Origin of the sequence: Paraburkholderia sp. FT54 (assembly GCF_031585635.1) — a bacterium.
Lineage (GTDB): Bacteria > Pseudomonadota > Gammaproteobacteria > Burkholderiales > Burkholderiaceae > Paraburkholderia.
On sequence record NZ_CP134197.1, the window covers coordinates 543,108 to 556,052 of the forward strand.

Consider the following 12,945-nt stretch of genomic DNA (forward strand, 5'->3'; position numbering starts at 1 on the left):
AGTCTCCTTTGGGTAATGAAGCAGGCCGTCAAGGCGCCGCAGGAGCACAACAGGTTTCCAGCACGACTCAGGGCCGTCCACGGCCGTCCCGAACGTCGTTATTGCGCGGTACCTGCGACTGGCACATCGCGACGGCTATCGAAGCTGAATGCGCCTGCGCCATAGGCCACGACCTGGATCAGACCACCCGCCATCGCGACATTCTTGAGAAAGTGGAACATCTGGTTCTGGTCGCCAAGCGCATGGTGGAAGATCAGCGCGGTAATGATCGAATACACTGCCAGTAGCACGGCAACGAGTCGCGTACGGTAGCCGACTATCAGCAGAACGCTGCCAACCAGCTCAAGACCCATCGAGCCGAGATAGCCAAGCAGCGGCACGGGTAATCCTAGCGACCCGATGTAGCCGATGGTCGCTCCCGGCGCCGTGAGTTTGCTAAAGCCGCTCACGAGAAAAATGGCAGCGATGAGAATGCGGCCAATCAGCGGAAGGGTCTGATAAGAATTTGCAGAGGTTGAGTTCATGACGAGTTCCTTGAGTTTTAGAAAATGAGGCAAAGATTAAGTGGACTGCTTGTGTGACTATCGGATGCGGCCGCGAAAGCGAAGTTGCTCGCCAATTCGCGCGATCCGGGCTTCTCCCGCTTGTAGCGCGGCCTCCGACGTGTGAACCGAGTAGTAGCCGAGCACCAGGTCATGCGGGTGCTTTACTGCGGACGCGAAAATGAATTCGGCGTCTGCGTCTGCGACGAAGTCGAGAACGTCTTCCGACTCGCTGAAGACCGCGAGTTCGCTGCGCAGACTTTCGCCTGCGACACGAAGCGCGCCACGATGCACGTGCGTCCAGGCCACGGTATGCCCCACGGGAGGCGTATAGCGCCAACGTTCACCCACTGCGAGCCGTACATGCAGATAGTTGATCCCGTCAGGAGCCAATACCGGGCTGTGAGCGTCCCTGTAGCTGCCGAGAATGACGCGCGCAGGACCCACATGCGGGATTGCCTGCGCGGGAAGATATTGGGTTTGCGGTTCCCCATTCTCGATTTCGCGCGGCAATGCCACCCACATCTGGTAACCGTGAAAGCGTTTGAGATCCGCGGGACTGGCGTCGTGCCAGATGCCGCTGCCCGAGTTCATCCATTCGATGCTGCCTGCGGACAACACGCCCGAAGCGCCCGTTGTGTCTTCGTAACGCAGGTTACCCGAGAGCAGGACCGTGATTGTCGCGATGCCCGAATGCGGGTGCATCGGAAACAGTGCGTCGCTCGACGGCGTGAAATCGAAGTAGTCAAGGAACACGAACGGCTTGATCAGTTCGCCTAGTTCGGCGGGACTAACGATGCGCGTGACCGGCCCATGGCGGCGCCCTTGCGTGCGCGCCACGACGGTACGCGAAAGACTGGCTGGCTGGACAACGGGAGGGTCTGCTTCGAGTAGATCAGTGGCGGGCGCCATGACGATTTCCTTGTGGAGATGACATGGCTGAAGGTTAGAGGTTGGCGAACCCCAGCGGAAGCCTATATATTTGCATGAAATCCATGCCATAAAGCGATAGATCTCTGGGACAGATAGGGCCGCGCAGCAGGTCTGGTAATTTTCGATTCCATGTTTGTCGACTGCGCAGACGAGGAAAACCGCTCATTCGGTCGGCACTTCGACCCGCTCGACTGCGATGGGGATCTCTCGTCAAGCTTCATCGACTGGTTTGCGCCAGTGATATTCAGTCAGCGTGTGGATTGATAAGCCTGACGTGACCGCCAGGCTCGAGCAACTGAAACGCCCTTCCGCTTGGTCAGGTCGACCGCGATCGTTATTCTTCGTTTGAGGTTTGCTTGAGTCGACTGAGGAACCAACGACCCGCAGGACCCGGCGGTGTATCTTTACGACAGATTGCGAACATGGCGATCGGCGGCGTTTGAGGCTGAAAGCTTTCGATTCGCAGCGGTACAAGATCTCCTGAAATAAGATCGGCGCGTACCATCGCCGCTGGCATATGCCCCCATCCAAAGCCAGCTCGCAAAAACGCGTGCTTCGCGCCCAGATCCGCTAATCGCCAGATCTGCGGCGAGAACACACCGAAGGACTTGCCATCAGTCAGCGGCGTGCGATCAGTCAATACAAGCTGCACATGTTCTTCCAGCTCGCGAGAGCGGATCACTCTGTCAAGCGATGCCAAGGGATGCTTTGGAGCGGTGACGGTGACCATTGGCACATCAAGCAGTTTCTCGGCATCGATCGTTTCGGGCACGGCCGGCATAGAACCGCTAATGCCGAGCCTACACACCCGCTCCAGCACTCCTTGCACGACCCCACCCAGGGCCTCGACATATAAACGCAATGGAGTGTGAGGAAACGCGTCACGAAATTCTCCAACCGCCACTGTGAGTGACTCCATCGGATACATGACGTCCACCACGACAGAAAGCTCTGCTTCCAGTCCTTCGGCCATTGCTCGCGCCGTCGACTTGAAGCCATCCATGCCGCCGACGACTAGACGGGCCTGCGAAAGCAACGCAGCACCTTGCTCCGTCAATCGCGGATAGCGACCGCTCCGGTCGAACAATGGCACATTGATCTGCGCTTCAAGGTTGGCGAGCGTCTTGCTCACGACGGACTGTGCTCTGCGAAGCCTGCGTCCGGCCGCGGAGAAGCTTCCTTCGTCCGCGGCAGCAATAAAGGTGCGCAGTTGATCCATGGACACGCCGTCGAGCATATATCTATTTCCCGAATCGATTCTGTCGAGAAATATAGTCTTCCTGGCTAGATGTCAAGCGCCAAACCTTCAGTCAGGCAATCACCTACCCGCCAGGCGCATCTGGCACCCGCCCGTCAACGATGCGCCGGTGGGGTGATCCACAGCTTGCCGCCAGCCAAATTCAATGCGTTCCACAATCGCGGTCCCGCAGAACTTCTTGTGCCGCAATCGCCGCATTGATCGCCCTCGGAAATCCGGCATAAGCGGCAATCTGCGTAATCACCTCGACAAGCTCCTCCCGCGTCCCGCCAACGTTGAGAAAGCCATGCATGTGAACCTTGAGTTGCGGCGTAGCGGAACCCATCGCTGCCAACGCCGCCACCGTAATCAATTCTCGCAGGACGAGATCGATACCGGTCCGCGAGTACACGTCGCCGAATGCGAATTCGATAACGAAGCGGCCGAGATCGGGTGCGATCTCGTTCAACGATTCGATCACTCGCTCACCAACCGCACCATCAATAGCCCTGAGTCCCGCCACGCCATCGTTGTAACGCGTTGCGCTCGGTGGCACCGACACGGGCGCAGCATCGACGCCCTTCTCGCGAAACACGTCGCTTGCTGCCCACACGCCGTTGACTGCCGCCGGAAAACCTGCATAGACGACAAGGTGAATCATCAGTTCCACGATTTCGCGCGGCGAACAGCCAACGTTCAGCGCCCCCGCAATATGGAAGCGCAGTTGCGGCTCGGCGCCCCCCATCGCCGCAAGTGCGGCAACAGTCACGAATTGGCGCTGCCGGAGATCGAGTGCAGGTCGCGAATAGATTTCCCCATACGCGAAGCTGATCGCCATCTGCGCCAGGTCTGGCGCAATGTCTTTCAGGGCCTCGCTGATCGAGGGGTGTTCCGTCTGTTCGATGGCCATCAAGTATTGGCGGCCAAGCGTCAAAGTCGATTGAGCGTCCTGCATCAGTTCCTCGCGAAGTTATGTCACGTGGTTGCGGCTAGTTGAGTGAACAATAACGACGTCAGCGGTGATGCGCCAATTCCTTTGACGTGATACCTTTTGGGTATCACGAGGCAATGCGAGACTTCCCACATGCAGACAATCATCGAACTCTGGCAACTGCGATACTTCGTTGCCGCGGCCGAAGAACTGAGCTTTCGGCGCGCGGCAGAGCGTCTGTTCATTACACAACCACCCTTGACGAGACAGATTCAGGCGCTCGAAGAAATCATCGGCACAAGACTGTTCGAGCGCGATCGCGGCGGCGTAACGCTGACCTCCGAAGGCACGTACTTACTGGCCGAAGCTCGCGATCTTCTCTCGGTAGCCGACGCTACGTTCGAGCGAATCGCACAGCGCGCCGCGCGGAGCAGGACCGAACTTAGGCTTGGTATCACCACGGTGATTGATCCCGCCTTATTTGCGTGGCTCGAACCGGCGCTCAAGAAACGTGAACCGGCAATACGGGTGATTCAGAAGCGGCAGTACTCACAGGATTCGGTGCACGACCTCCGTTGCGGCTTACTCGACGCCGCACTGATCGGTTTGCCATCTGCAACTGACGGCCTTCGCGTCGAACAGCTGTTTGACGAACCCCTCGTAGCCGCATTGCCGCAAGGACATGCGTTACGAAAACGCAAACGCATTTCCCTTCTGGAACTGGCCGGCGACCCGCTGTTCTGGCCGCAACGACGAATCAATCCGAGTTATTACGATCATTTTGAGGGATTCTTCCGCAGACATGGCTTCAATCCGCGGCGCGTTGTGGAGCCGACTGATCACCATGTGCTCCTTAGCCTGATTGCCGAGGGTCAAGGCGTTGCACTGATTCCGGCGTCGCTGAAATCCATTACGCGTGACGGTGTGATCTATCGTGAGCTCCGTGAGCAGACAGACTTGCGGATCGAAGTGGCGATCGCATACATGCCGAACGCGCACAATGCGCCGCTGCAGCAACTGATAGATGCCCTGCGATCGCACTATTGCGCAGGCATCGATGCAAAATTGAATGTGTGAACGCCGCGCTGCAACGGGCTGGCAGCCCCTCCTAAGAGAGGCGTGGTGATTAGAATTCGTGATCACGCTGTCAGTATTCATCGTTGGACGCGGACGCACCGCATAACCATACTTCGTATCACTTGCCACGAGGCACAGTTACGACACTGGTCTCTGACAAGCTGAGGTTGTCATTGCGCTCGTGAGCCCGACCCACCAGATTCGGTGGCACGGCAGAGAGCCCGCTCTGCACCACGCTTTGCGATCGCGTCGGCCGCAAAGTGCTGGAGCTTGTCATCGGGGCGATCAGAGTCGCGGCACCCAAATAAACCTGCGCCTGCACTCACAAACATGCTGGCGGGGCTCATCGACCAGCGGCTTTCGAAAAAACAGGAGTTGCCTTTATGCGCACCGAGTTCACTTTACCCACGCCGACCGTGTTGATACAGGGCAATGATTCCGTTTTCCCGGTTCGGCGCATCTACTGCGTGGGCCGCAACTATGCTGCGCATGTTCGCGAGATGGGCTTCGACCCGCACCGCGAGCCGCCCTTTTTCTTCTGCAAGCCGGCAGATGCCATCGTCAACGTGCCGGCTGATACGACCGTCGAAGTTCCCTACCCGCAGCAGACTAGCGAGTACCACCACGAAGTCGAACTGGTCGCAGCGATCGGACGCGCCGGCAGTGACATTGCGGTAGAAGATGCGTTGGACTATGTCTTCGGATACGCGGTCGGTCTCGACATGACCCGGCGCGACCTGCAGCTTGCGCTGCGTGACAAGGGGCGGCCGTGGGAACTAGGCAAGGCATTCGACCAGTCGGCACCCATCGCACCGCTGCGCAGGGTCAGCGACGTCGGCCACATTGACCGTGGCGCTCTCTGGGTACAGGTCAACGGTGAGGATCGCCAGCGTACGGACCTCGCCAGACTCATCTGGTCGGTACCGGAAATCATCGCCAACCTGTCAACGTATTTCGAACTGCAGCCTGGTGATCTCATCTTCACCGGCACGCCCGAAGGCGTGGGGCCCGTCCACCGCGGGGACACCATGACGGGAGGCATCACGGGGCTGGGTGAGTTGAGCGTGAAGGTGCGTTGAATATGCCCGCAGAGGCAGAAATTCACATGCTTTCGCGAGCCACATGTCTGAAGCACGACGGCAGGTCGGCAAGTTCTTTTGAATCCCATCTTCACAATCGATAGGAGCTAGTCATGAATTACGCCACCCTGGCAGCGCCCGGCCGAGAAATGTCCACGGCGGACGCGCTGACATTGATGCACGTACCGGCAAAGTTCGATGTAACCAAATGGCCCCGGGAAGTCGAAGCGTTTCTCCACAAGACCACTAACGCTCATCACCGAGCCATGCTAAAGAACTACTTCCGCCATTTGCTGCTGGAAGTAGCGGGTTACTGGGATCAAATCATCGTCCCCGAACTCACGGTCGACGAACCCATGTACCGCGTCGGTGATCGGCGTCAGATGCATGTTCTGACGGGCAAGGCAGCCGTGGAAGGTTTCTATCGCGAAGCCGCCGAAACGCGCCAGAACGTGATGGGCGCTAGGACCATGAACATGGGTGTCGACGACTACGGCATCACCACCGAAGCCGTGTGGACGCACGTCGTGCCTGGGGTGTGCCTGCAGGACCATGGCATCAACGCCGACCCCGCGGCGCATTACCTGATGACGCACCACCTCTTCCAGATCTTCACGTATACAAACGAACCAAAACCAAAACTCATCGCGGAGCGTATCTACGACGACCCCGAGAGTTACACCTACGAAAAGCTTGCACCCACCGATGTCGTCACGCCGGAGATCGCTCGTGAACTTCTCGCCCCTTTCCTCGCTCGGGCCACTCTGGACTGATGCACCATCATGATGGGCTCCTGATCTCCGATCAAGCTGCTAGCAAAGTAGGGAAAGGGGGTTAGGTAGGCATGCGGCGCGAAGTCATACGTCAATGAGGCGCGGCGAATTCGTCGATCTTTGCAGCTGGAGATAGCGCGAACGATGCCCGCATATCTCGAGCCTCATCGGCCGGAGAGCGCCCGAAAAACCGCTTGAACTCACGACTGAACTGCGAGGGACTTTCGTAACCGACGCGCGCCGACGCGGACGCGGCAGTCAAGCCGTCGCGAATCATCAGCAAGCGCGCCTGATGCAGACGCGTCGATTTGATGTATTGAATCGGAGAGGTCAGTGTGACGGTTCTGAAGTTGACATGAAACGCGGGAACGCTCATCCCTGCCTCTTCCGCGAGACTACTCACATCTAAGGACTGCGCAAAGTCGGAGTGGATTCGCCGCAGTGCTTTCGCGACCCTGCCGAAACGGCCCTGATGCGCGAGCGCAGCTCTCATTGCTCCACCTCGTTCCCCGATCAACACCCGGTAGCAGATTTCCCTCACGATTGAAGGCCCCAGCACTTCGGCGTCCAGGGGCGAACTCAAGGCCTGGAGCAAGCGCAAGGTCGCTTCGGCCAGGTTTCCCTCGAGCGGCGTCGATACGATCCCTAGCGGAATGCCTTGCTGATGGCGTCCGGAACGATCGATCACCAGAATCAGGTCCGTCAGTTCGATCAGATCAAGGCGCAAACTCACGGCCAGCATCGGCTCGGCCTCGCTCGCTTCAGTTTCAGTCGAGAACGGCAGCGGCACGGACAGGATCAGATAGTGCTGGGCGTCATACACGTACACCTCTTCGCCCAGAAAACCTAACTTGCGCCCCTGACACACGATCACGATGCTCGGCTCGTACAAAACGGGGGTAAGTCCCAGCGGCCGGTTGGAGCGCATGAACCGCACACCCTCCAGCGCGGACTGCGTGTACCCCTCATTCGGCGCCAGACGCTGAAGCAGGTTCACCATTCTTGCAGAAACAGCGTTGCGGGCAGCCGTCACGAGGACTCCTCTTTCACTGGGTCTGGTGAAGGAATTCTACTGGATACGACCGCCTCGCAGCATCCACTTCAATAGGAATAGGCAAACCCGCGATTGTCGCGTGTATTCGCGCGCAGGTTCTCGGCTCATAAGATGGGTCATCGGCTGGACGGTGCAGCCGGAGCGCCCGGGAGACCCCGCCGCGATTGCCCTGCCGCTTCGTGCGCAGACTTCGTAGCGTCTCCCTCGAACAACCCTGTACAGATTATCGAAACGGAGAACGCAACATGACGACGCAATCCAACCAACCCAAAGTCATCCTCATCACCGGGGCAAGCAGCGGTATCGGTGAAGCGGTGGTCCGACTGCTTGCCGCCCAGGGGCACCATCTGGTGATCGGCGCGCGGCGCACGGAACGGCTCGCGACGCTGGCCGAAGAAATCCAGGCCAGCGGCGGCTCGGTTCGCTATCAGGCACTCGACGTCACATCAAGCACCAGCGTTGGCGCTTTCGCCCAGTTCGCACTGGACACCTTCGGCCGTATCGACGTGATCGTCAACAACGCCGGCGTAATGCCGTTGTCGCCCTTAAGCGCGATCAAAGTGAACGAATGGGATCGCATGATCGATGTGAACATCCGTGGCGTGCTGCACGGCATTGCGGCGGTCCTGCCGACCATGGAGCGCCAGGGGTTCGGCCAGATCATCAATATTTCCTCGATCGGCGGTCTGTCCGTCACACCGACAGCCGCCGTGTACTGCGCGACCAAGTTCGCCGTACGGGCCATCTCGGACGGCCTGCGGCAGGAAACCGACAAGGTGCGCGTGACCGTGATCTGCCCAGGCGTCGTGGAGTCGGAGCTGGCCGACTCGATCTCCGACGACACCGCGCGGGCAGCCATGCGCGACTTCCGCCGCATCGCCCTGACGTCGGACGCCATTGCGCGCTCGATCGCCTATGCAATCGAGCAGCCGGCAGATGTCGATGTCAGCGAAATCGTCGTACGTCCGACGGCGAGCCCTTTCTAACGATTCCCACCTCCAAGGAAAATTCACCATGACTTCACATGCATCCCCTGACCAGCCGTTCGCCGGCAAGGTCGCCATCGTCACCGGTGCAGCAAGCGGCATCGGCCTTGCCACCACGGAGCTACTCCAGGCGCAAGGCGCCAGCGTGATTGCTGTCGGGCGCGGCGCCAACGTCGAAGCGCTCGCCCGTCCGGGGATCGTCCCGCTCATTGCGGACGTCGCGCATGAGGAAAGTGCGGTGCGCGCCGTATCCACCGCGATGGAACGCTTCGGCAAGCTGGACATTCTGGTCAACAACGCCGCGATCATCATTAACAAGCCGGTCGTCGACATGACGCTCGACGACTGGAACGGCATTCAGGCGGTCAATTCAACCGGTGCGTTCCTGTTCTCGCGCGAGGCAATGCGCGCAATGATGCCGGCGAAGACTGGTGCAATCGTGAACGTGGGCTCATATGCGTGCTATCAGGCGTTTCCGCTTATCGCCGCCTATGCGGCATCTAAAGGTGCACTCGCCCAGTTGACGCGGGCTATGTCGCTCGAAGCTATCGATCACGGCATTCGTGTCAATGCGGTGGGGTCCGGCGATGCTGTGACGAACATCACGAACCACCTCCACGAGGATGGCCCAGCCTTCCTTGCCGAACACGGCAAGAATGCGCCCATCAAACGGGCGGCCGACCCGCGGGAGATTGCTGAAGTGATCGTCTTTCTGGCATCCGAGAAAGCTAGCTACATTGTCGGCGCGGTTGTGATGGCGGATGGCGGCATGAGCGTGGCGCTCAAGTAAGCACCTTGGCTGCATTCTTGTGAATCATTCCTCCCATTTAACTTTGCAATACTAATTTATCAACGAAACTATCGTGAACAATTCTGCGAAAATCTGGTTTGTCACCGGCGCATCGAAAGGCGTCGGCCAACGGCTCGTGCGGCATCTCATCGCGCGTGGTGATCGCGTCGCCGCGACCTCGCGAACCGTGGCGTCGCTAACCGAGGCAATCGGCCCGGCCTCCGGGCAGTTTCTTCCGCTGCAAGTGGATCTGACCAATGACCAGAGCGTGCGCTTGGCCATCGCGCAAACCATCAAGACTTTCGGCAAGATCGATGTGATCGTCAATAACGCCGGATACGCCCAACAGGGAACCGTCGAAGCCCTCTCGGACGAGGAGCTTCGGCAAAACTTCGACGTCAACCTGTTCGCGCCGCTGACCGTACTGCGACACGCACTCCCTCATCTGCGCAAGCAGCGCGGTGGACATGTCATCAACATCGCTTCGATCGTCGGTTACCAGGGCGGCTACGCCGGCTGGGGCAGCTATGTGGCGAGCAAGTTCGCGCTCGCCGGCCTGACCGAATCGCTCGCGGCCGAGGTGGCCGAGTTCGGCATCAAGGCGACGGTGGTATACCCCGGGCCGGTGCGCACGGAGTTCTTGTCGAGCGGCGCGCTGGCGGTGGCCAAACGCCAGATTGATGAATACACCGAAGCCAAGACGTCGCTCGATCTGCACCTGGGTACGCTGCATGGTCGTCAGGCCGGCGATCCGGAAAAGCTGGCCATGTTGATCATGCAGGCCGTGGATGTTGCCGAACCACCGTTGCACCTGTTCGCCGGCAAGATCGCCAACGAACTGGCAGCGCAAAAAGCCGCGGCGGTCCAACGCGACCTTGACGCGTGGAGAGGCTCATCCGAAGCAACGGACTTTGCCGAGTAACTTGAGAACCGAGCGGCGCCCATCGCTGGGCGCAGCTCGGTCTGAGAAATTCGATGTTCAAGGAAATGGCGAACAAAGAGGCCTGTCAGTGGCGTTGTCAGGTTGCTGGCCCGGTCACGTAAGATGGCGTGATGAAGAAATCGAAATTGCTCTATCACGGTCACCGTTTCCCAGCCGAGGTCATCAGTTGCGCTGTGCGCTGGTATTAATATGACTTCCGCTTTCAGTTGAGCTTGCGCGACATCGAGGAACTGCTCTTCGAGCGCGGGGTGACCGTGACATACGAGACAATCCGATGCTGGTGCGATAAGTTTGGCAAGGGCTTCGCTGACCAGCTCAAAGCTGCGCGATGCAAGCCGGGTAGCACATGGCACCTCGACGAGATGTTCGTCACGCTGCGTGGCGAACCGCACCTGCTGTGGCGTGCGGTCGACGAGCATGGCGCCGAACTCGACATCTTGCTACAAAAGCGGCGCGACAAAGCCCCGGCCAAACGTTTCTTCGAGCGTGTGCTGCGCTCGAACCCGGTACCGCGTAAGATCGTCACCGATCAGTTGCGCAGCTATCTATAAGGAGCTTCCGTTTCTTGCAAGCTGGGTTTAATACGGCATGCGTCGAATCCTGTGTTGTCAGCGCGTGCACGGAAGCATGAGGGCAGACGAGGCAGACTGCAAACCTATAAACGGCCTGTTTGGGCGCTGTGATTGCTGCGCCCGGGCCCGGATAGTAACCGCACAGCGGGACTCCATTCCGGCGACGGCGAATACAAGAACTGTAGCGCCTGATAGCTGCTCGAGTTCGCCCGCTGTCGGTCTGACCTGTCGCTATCCCTGCGTGATTCGTGCTGCGCCTGGAAGTCAATTCATGGTGGCATTGCACTTTCTGTTCTGTAGTTCATGCGTGCGCCGCCATTGCATTGCGGGCGGGCGCATGGGATGGATCGAAGCGTTCGTCCCTGGCCAATACGGCCCAGAGGATGCGAGCGTGCTTGTTGGCAACCGCGACCAGCGTCTTATAGTAGCCAATACGCGCATGCAGCTGGACGATCCAGCGCGAGAGCCGGTCATCGCGTCGGTGCGCTGTGAGAATGGCCGATCGGGCGCCCTGGAACAGGAGCGTGCGCAGATAGTCGCTGCCCTGTTTGGTGATCCGGCCGAGCCGCTGTTTGCCGCCGCTGCTGTTCTGTTTGGGAACGAGGCCGATCCAGGCGGCCATCTGCCGGCCGTTTCTGAACTGACGGGCGTTGACCACGGTCGCTACGACGGCAGATGCGGTGATTCGGCCCACGCCACATATGGCCATACAGCGCTGCGTCTGTGGATCGTGACTGGCGTGTTCGGTGATCTGCCGGTCTAGCCAACCGATTTGCTCATCCAGCGCCTGCCATTAGGCCCAGCCATGCATCAGCGCCTGACGGGCCGGACCGGCGAGTTCGTTATTGCCATCCTCAACACGGTCAACGAAATGGCTTCGGAACCGACCGATGCCTTGCGGCAGGAAGACGCCGAACTCGGCTAGCAGGCCTCGCAAGCGATTCACGAGCGCCGTGCGTTCCTCCACGAAACCGGTGCGCATGCGGTGAAGGACCAGCACGCTTTGCTGCGCGGCTGACTTGACCGGCACGAAACGCATGTGTGGGCGGCTGGCTGCCTCGCAGATCGCTTCAGCATCGAGGGCGTCATTTTTGACGCCAGCGCCACCTTTGCGGTAAGGCACCGCAAATTGCGGGGGAATCAGCCGCGCGTCGTGCCCGACACCGCGGAGCTTGCGCGCCCAATAGTGCGCAGCGCTGCACGCCTCCATCGCCACCAGACAGGGGGCAAGGTTGGCAAACCAGCTCATGAAATTCTCACGCGCAATGGCCTTCCGTACCACAACATGTTCACCAGCATCGACCGCGTGGATCTGCATGACATTTTTGGCAAGATCAACACCAACACGGGTAATCGCGTTCATGACTTTCCCCTTCCACAGATGAGCAACGGCTATCATGATGGCACCAGGAGGCGCAGGCGCCACAGGGACGGGAGCTCCTTACCAATTCCGGCGGCAAAAGCGGTGATCCCGGAACTTGCGAACGTGAAGCACGTGTTCGTCAAAGCGGCCGCCCGACTGAACAACCGCGCAGAGAACAGCCACCAACCAACGCGCGAACGCGAGCGTCGCATGCACGGCTTTCGCGACCCGAAACGCACACAGAAATTTCTCTCGTGCTTCGGGCCGATCAGGCAACACTTCGCGCTCAAGCGGCATCTGCTGCGCGCTTCACTCTATCGCAAACAGCTCGCGGCGCGATTCGTTGCCTGGTGCGAACTCACCAAAGTCACCCAAAATCCGTCCTACGCGTTCTGAGGGACGCTTTTTCCTGCCGTCTTTCCGCCTCAGTCTCGATAAGTTGACAGAGCCCTCTACAGGACTCGGTTAATGGCTCGCCTCGATCGGAGGGCGCGGAGGCTGGGTAATGGAAGTTTGAACCATCAGCGTCGGCGGCGGTGGAATGTCTTCTCCGCAAACACGGACGAGACGTTCGAGCGGCCACTTGAACGTGCCGTCGAAGGCCCGAATCTGGCCCAACCAGGAAGTACGGGGCACCGCTGCAAACTGCTGCGGCCGGCCTCGGC

Annotated in this window: 11 protein-coding genes and 3 pseudogenes; 8 read left to right on the forward strand and 6 right to left on the reverse strand. The window is 59.4% G+C overall.

Features of this window, described 5'->3' with window-relative positions; genetic code table 11:
- Positions 1-98: 98 nt before the first annotated feature.
- The 4 genes from RI103_RS35315 to RI103_RS35330 all read right to left on the reverse strand — a co-directional run bounded on the left by RI103_RS35315 (position 99) and on the right by RI103_RS35330 (position 3,667).
- Entirely contained in the window at positions 99-524 is a 426-nt protein-coding gene (locus RI103_RS35315; protein ID WP_310818709.1) for a DoxX family protein, read from the reverse strand.
- 57 nt (positions 525-581) lie between these two features.
- Positions 582-1,454: a pirin family protein gene (locus tag RI103_RS35320; RefSeq protein WP_310818710.1), complete on the reverse strand. Its 873-nt coding sequence runs from the start codon at positions 1,452-1,454 to the stop codon at positions 582-584.
- 355 nt (positions 1,455-1,809) lie between these two features.
- A complete protein-coding gene (locus RI103_RS35325; protein WP_310818711.1) occupies positions 1,810-2,712 on the reverse strand; it encodes a LysR family transcriptional regulator in 903 nt (300 codons plus the stop codon).
- Positions 2,713-2,875: 163 nt separating this feature from the next.
- Positions 2,876-3,667 carry a carboxymuconolactone decarboxylase family protein gene (locus RI103_RS35330; protein ID WP_310818712.1) on the reverse strand — a complete coding sequence of 264 codons (792 nt, stop codon included), beginning with the start codon at positions 3,665-3,667 and terminating at the stop codon, positions 2,876-2,878.
- A 129-nt stretch (positions 3,668-3,796) separates the two neighbouring features.
- Between RI103_RS35330 and RI103_RS35335 the strand changes: the two genes are divergently transcribed.
- From RI103_RS35335 to RI103_RS35345, 3 genes are all read left to right on the forward strand, one after another.
- On the forward strand, positions 3,797-4,720 hold the full coding sequence (locus tag RI103_RS35335; protein ID WP_310818713.1) for a LysR family transcriptional regulator: 924 nt from the start codon (positions 3,797-3,799) through the stop codon (positions 4,718-4,720).
- 383 nt (positions 4,721-5,103) lie between these two features.
- Positions 5,104-5,799 (forward strand): fumarylacetoacetate hydrolase family protein, encoded by a 696-nt coding sequence (locus RI103_RS35340; protein WP_310818714.1) that lies wholly within the window; start codon positions 5,104-5,106, stop codon positions 5,797-5,799.
- Positions 5,800-5,912: 113 nt separating this feature from the next.
- Entirely contained in the window at positions 5,913-6,572 is a 660-nt protein-coding gene (locus RI103_RS35345) for a hypothetical protein (RefSeq protein WP_310818715.1), read from the forward strand.
- A 91-nt stretch (positions 6,573-6,663) separates the two neighbouring features.
- On the opposite strand, the gene RI103_RS35350 is transcribed toward RI103_RS35345, so the two are convergent.
- Positions 6,664-7,572 (reverse strand): AraC family transcriptional regulator N-terminal domain-containing protein, encoded by a 909-nt coding sequence (locus tag RI103_RS35350; RefSeq protein WP_409077068.1) that lies wholly within the window; start codon positions 7,570-7,572, stop codon positions 6,664-6,666.
- Between the two features lie 299 nt (positions 7,573-7,871).
- Here RI103_RS35350 and RI103_RS35355 point away from each other — a divergent pair, with 299 nt between their 5' ends.
- The 4 genes and pseudogenes from RI103_RS35355 to RI103_RS35370 all read left to right on the forward strand — a co-directional run.
- The gene (locus RI103_RS35355; protein WP_310819382.1) at positions 7,872-8,612 is read left to right on the forward strand and encodes an SDR family oxidoreductase; all 741 of its coding nucleotides are present in this window, start codon (positions 7,872-7,874) and stop codon (positions 8,610-8,612) included.
- A 28-nt stretch (positions 8,613-8,640) separates the two neighbouring features.
- Positions 8,641-9,402: an SDR family oxidoreductase gene (locus tag RI103_RS35360; RefSeq protein WP_310818717.1), complete on the forward strand. Its 762-nt coding sequence runs from the start codon at positions 8,641-8,643 to the stop codon at positions 9,400-9,402.
- A gap of 73 nt (positions 9,403-9,475) precedes the next feature.
- On the forward strand, positions 9,476-10,324 hold the full coding sequence (locus RI103_RS35365; protein WP_310818718.1) for an SDR family oxidoreductase: 849 nt from the start codon (positions 9,476-9,478) through the stop codon (positions 10,322-10,324).
- Positions 10,325-10,455: 131 nt separating this feature from the next.
- Positions 10,456-10,890 (forward strand): annotated as a pseudogene (locus RI103_RS35370) (IS6 family transposase); the annotation flags it as partial.
- A 328-nt stretch (positions 10,891-11,218) separates the two neighbouring features.
- On the opposite strand, the pseudogene RI103_RS35375 reads toward RI103_RS35370, so the two are convergent.
- A pseudogene (locus RI103_RS35375) lies at positions 11,219-12,280 on the reverse strand (IS110 family transposase).
- A gap of 87 nt (positions 12,281-12,367) precedes the next feature.
- Between RI103_RS35375 and RI103_RS35380 the strand changes: the two are divergent.
- A pseudogene (locus tag RI103_RS35380) lies at positions 12,368-12,676 on the forward strand (DDE-type integrase/transposase/recombinase); the annotation flags it as partial.
- Between the last annotated feature and the right edge of the window lie 269 nt (positions 12,677-12,945).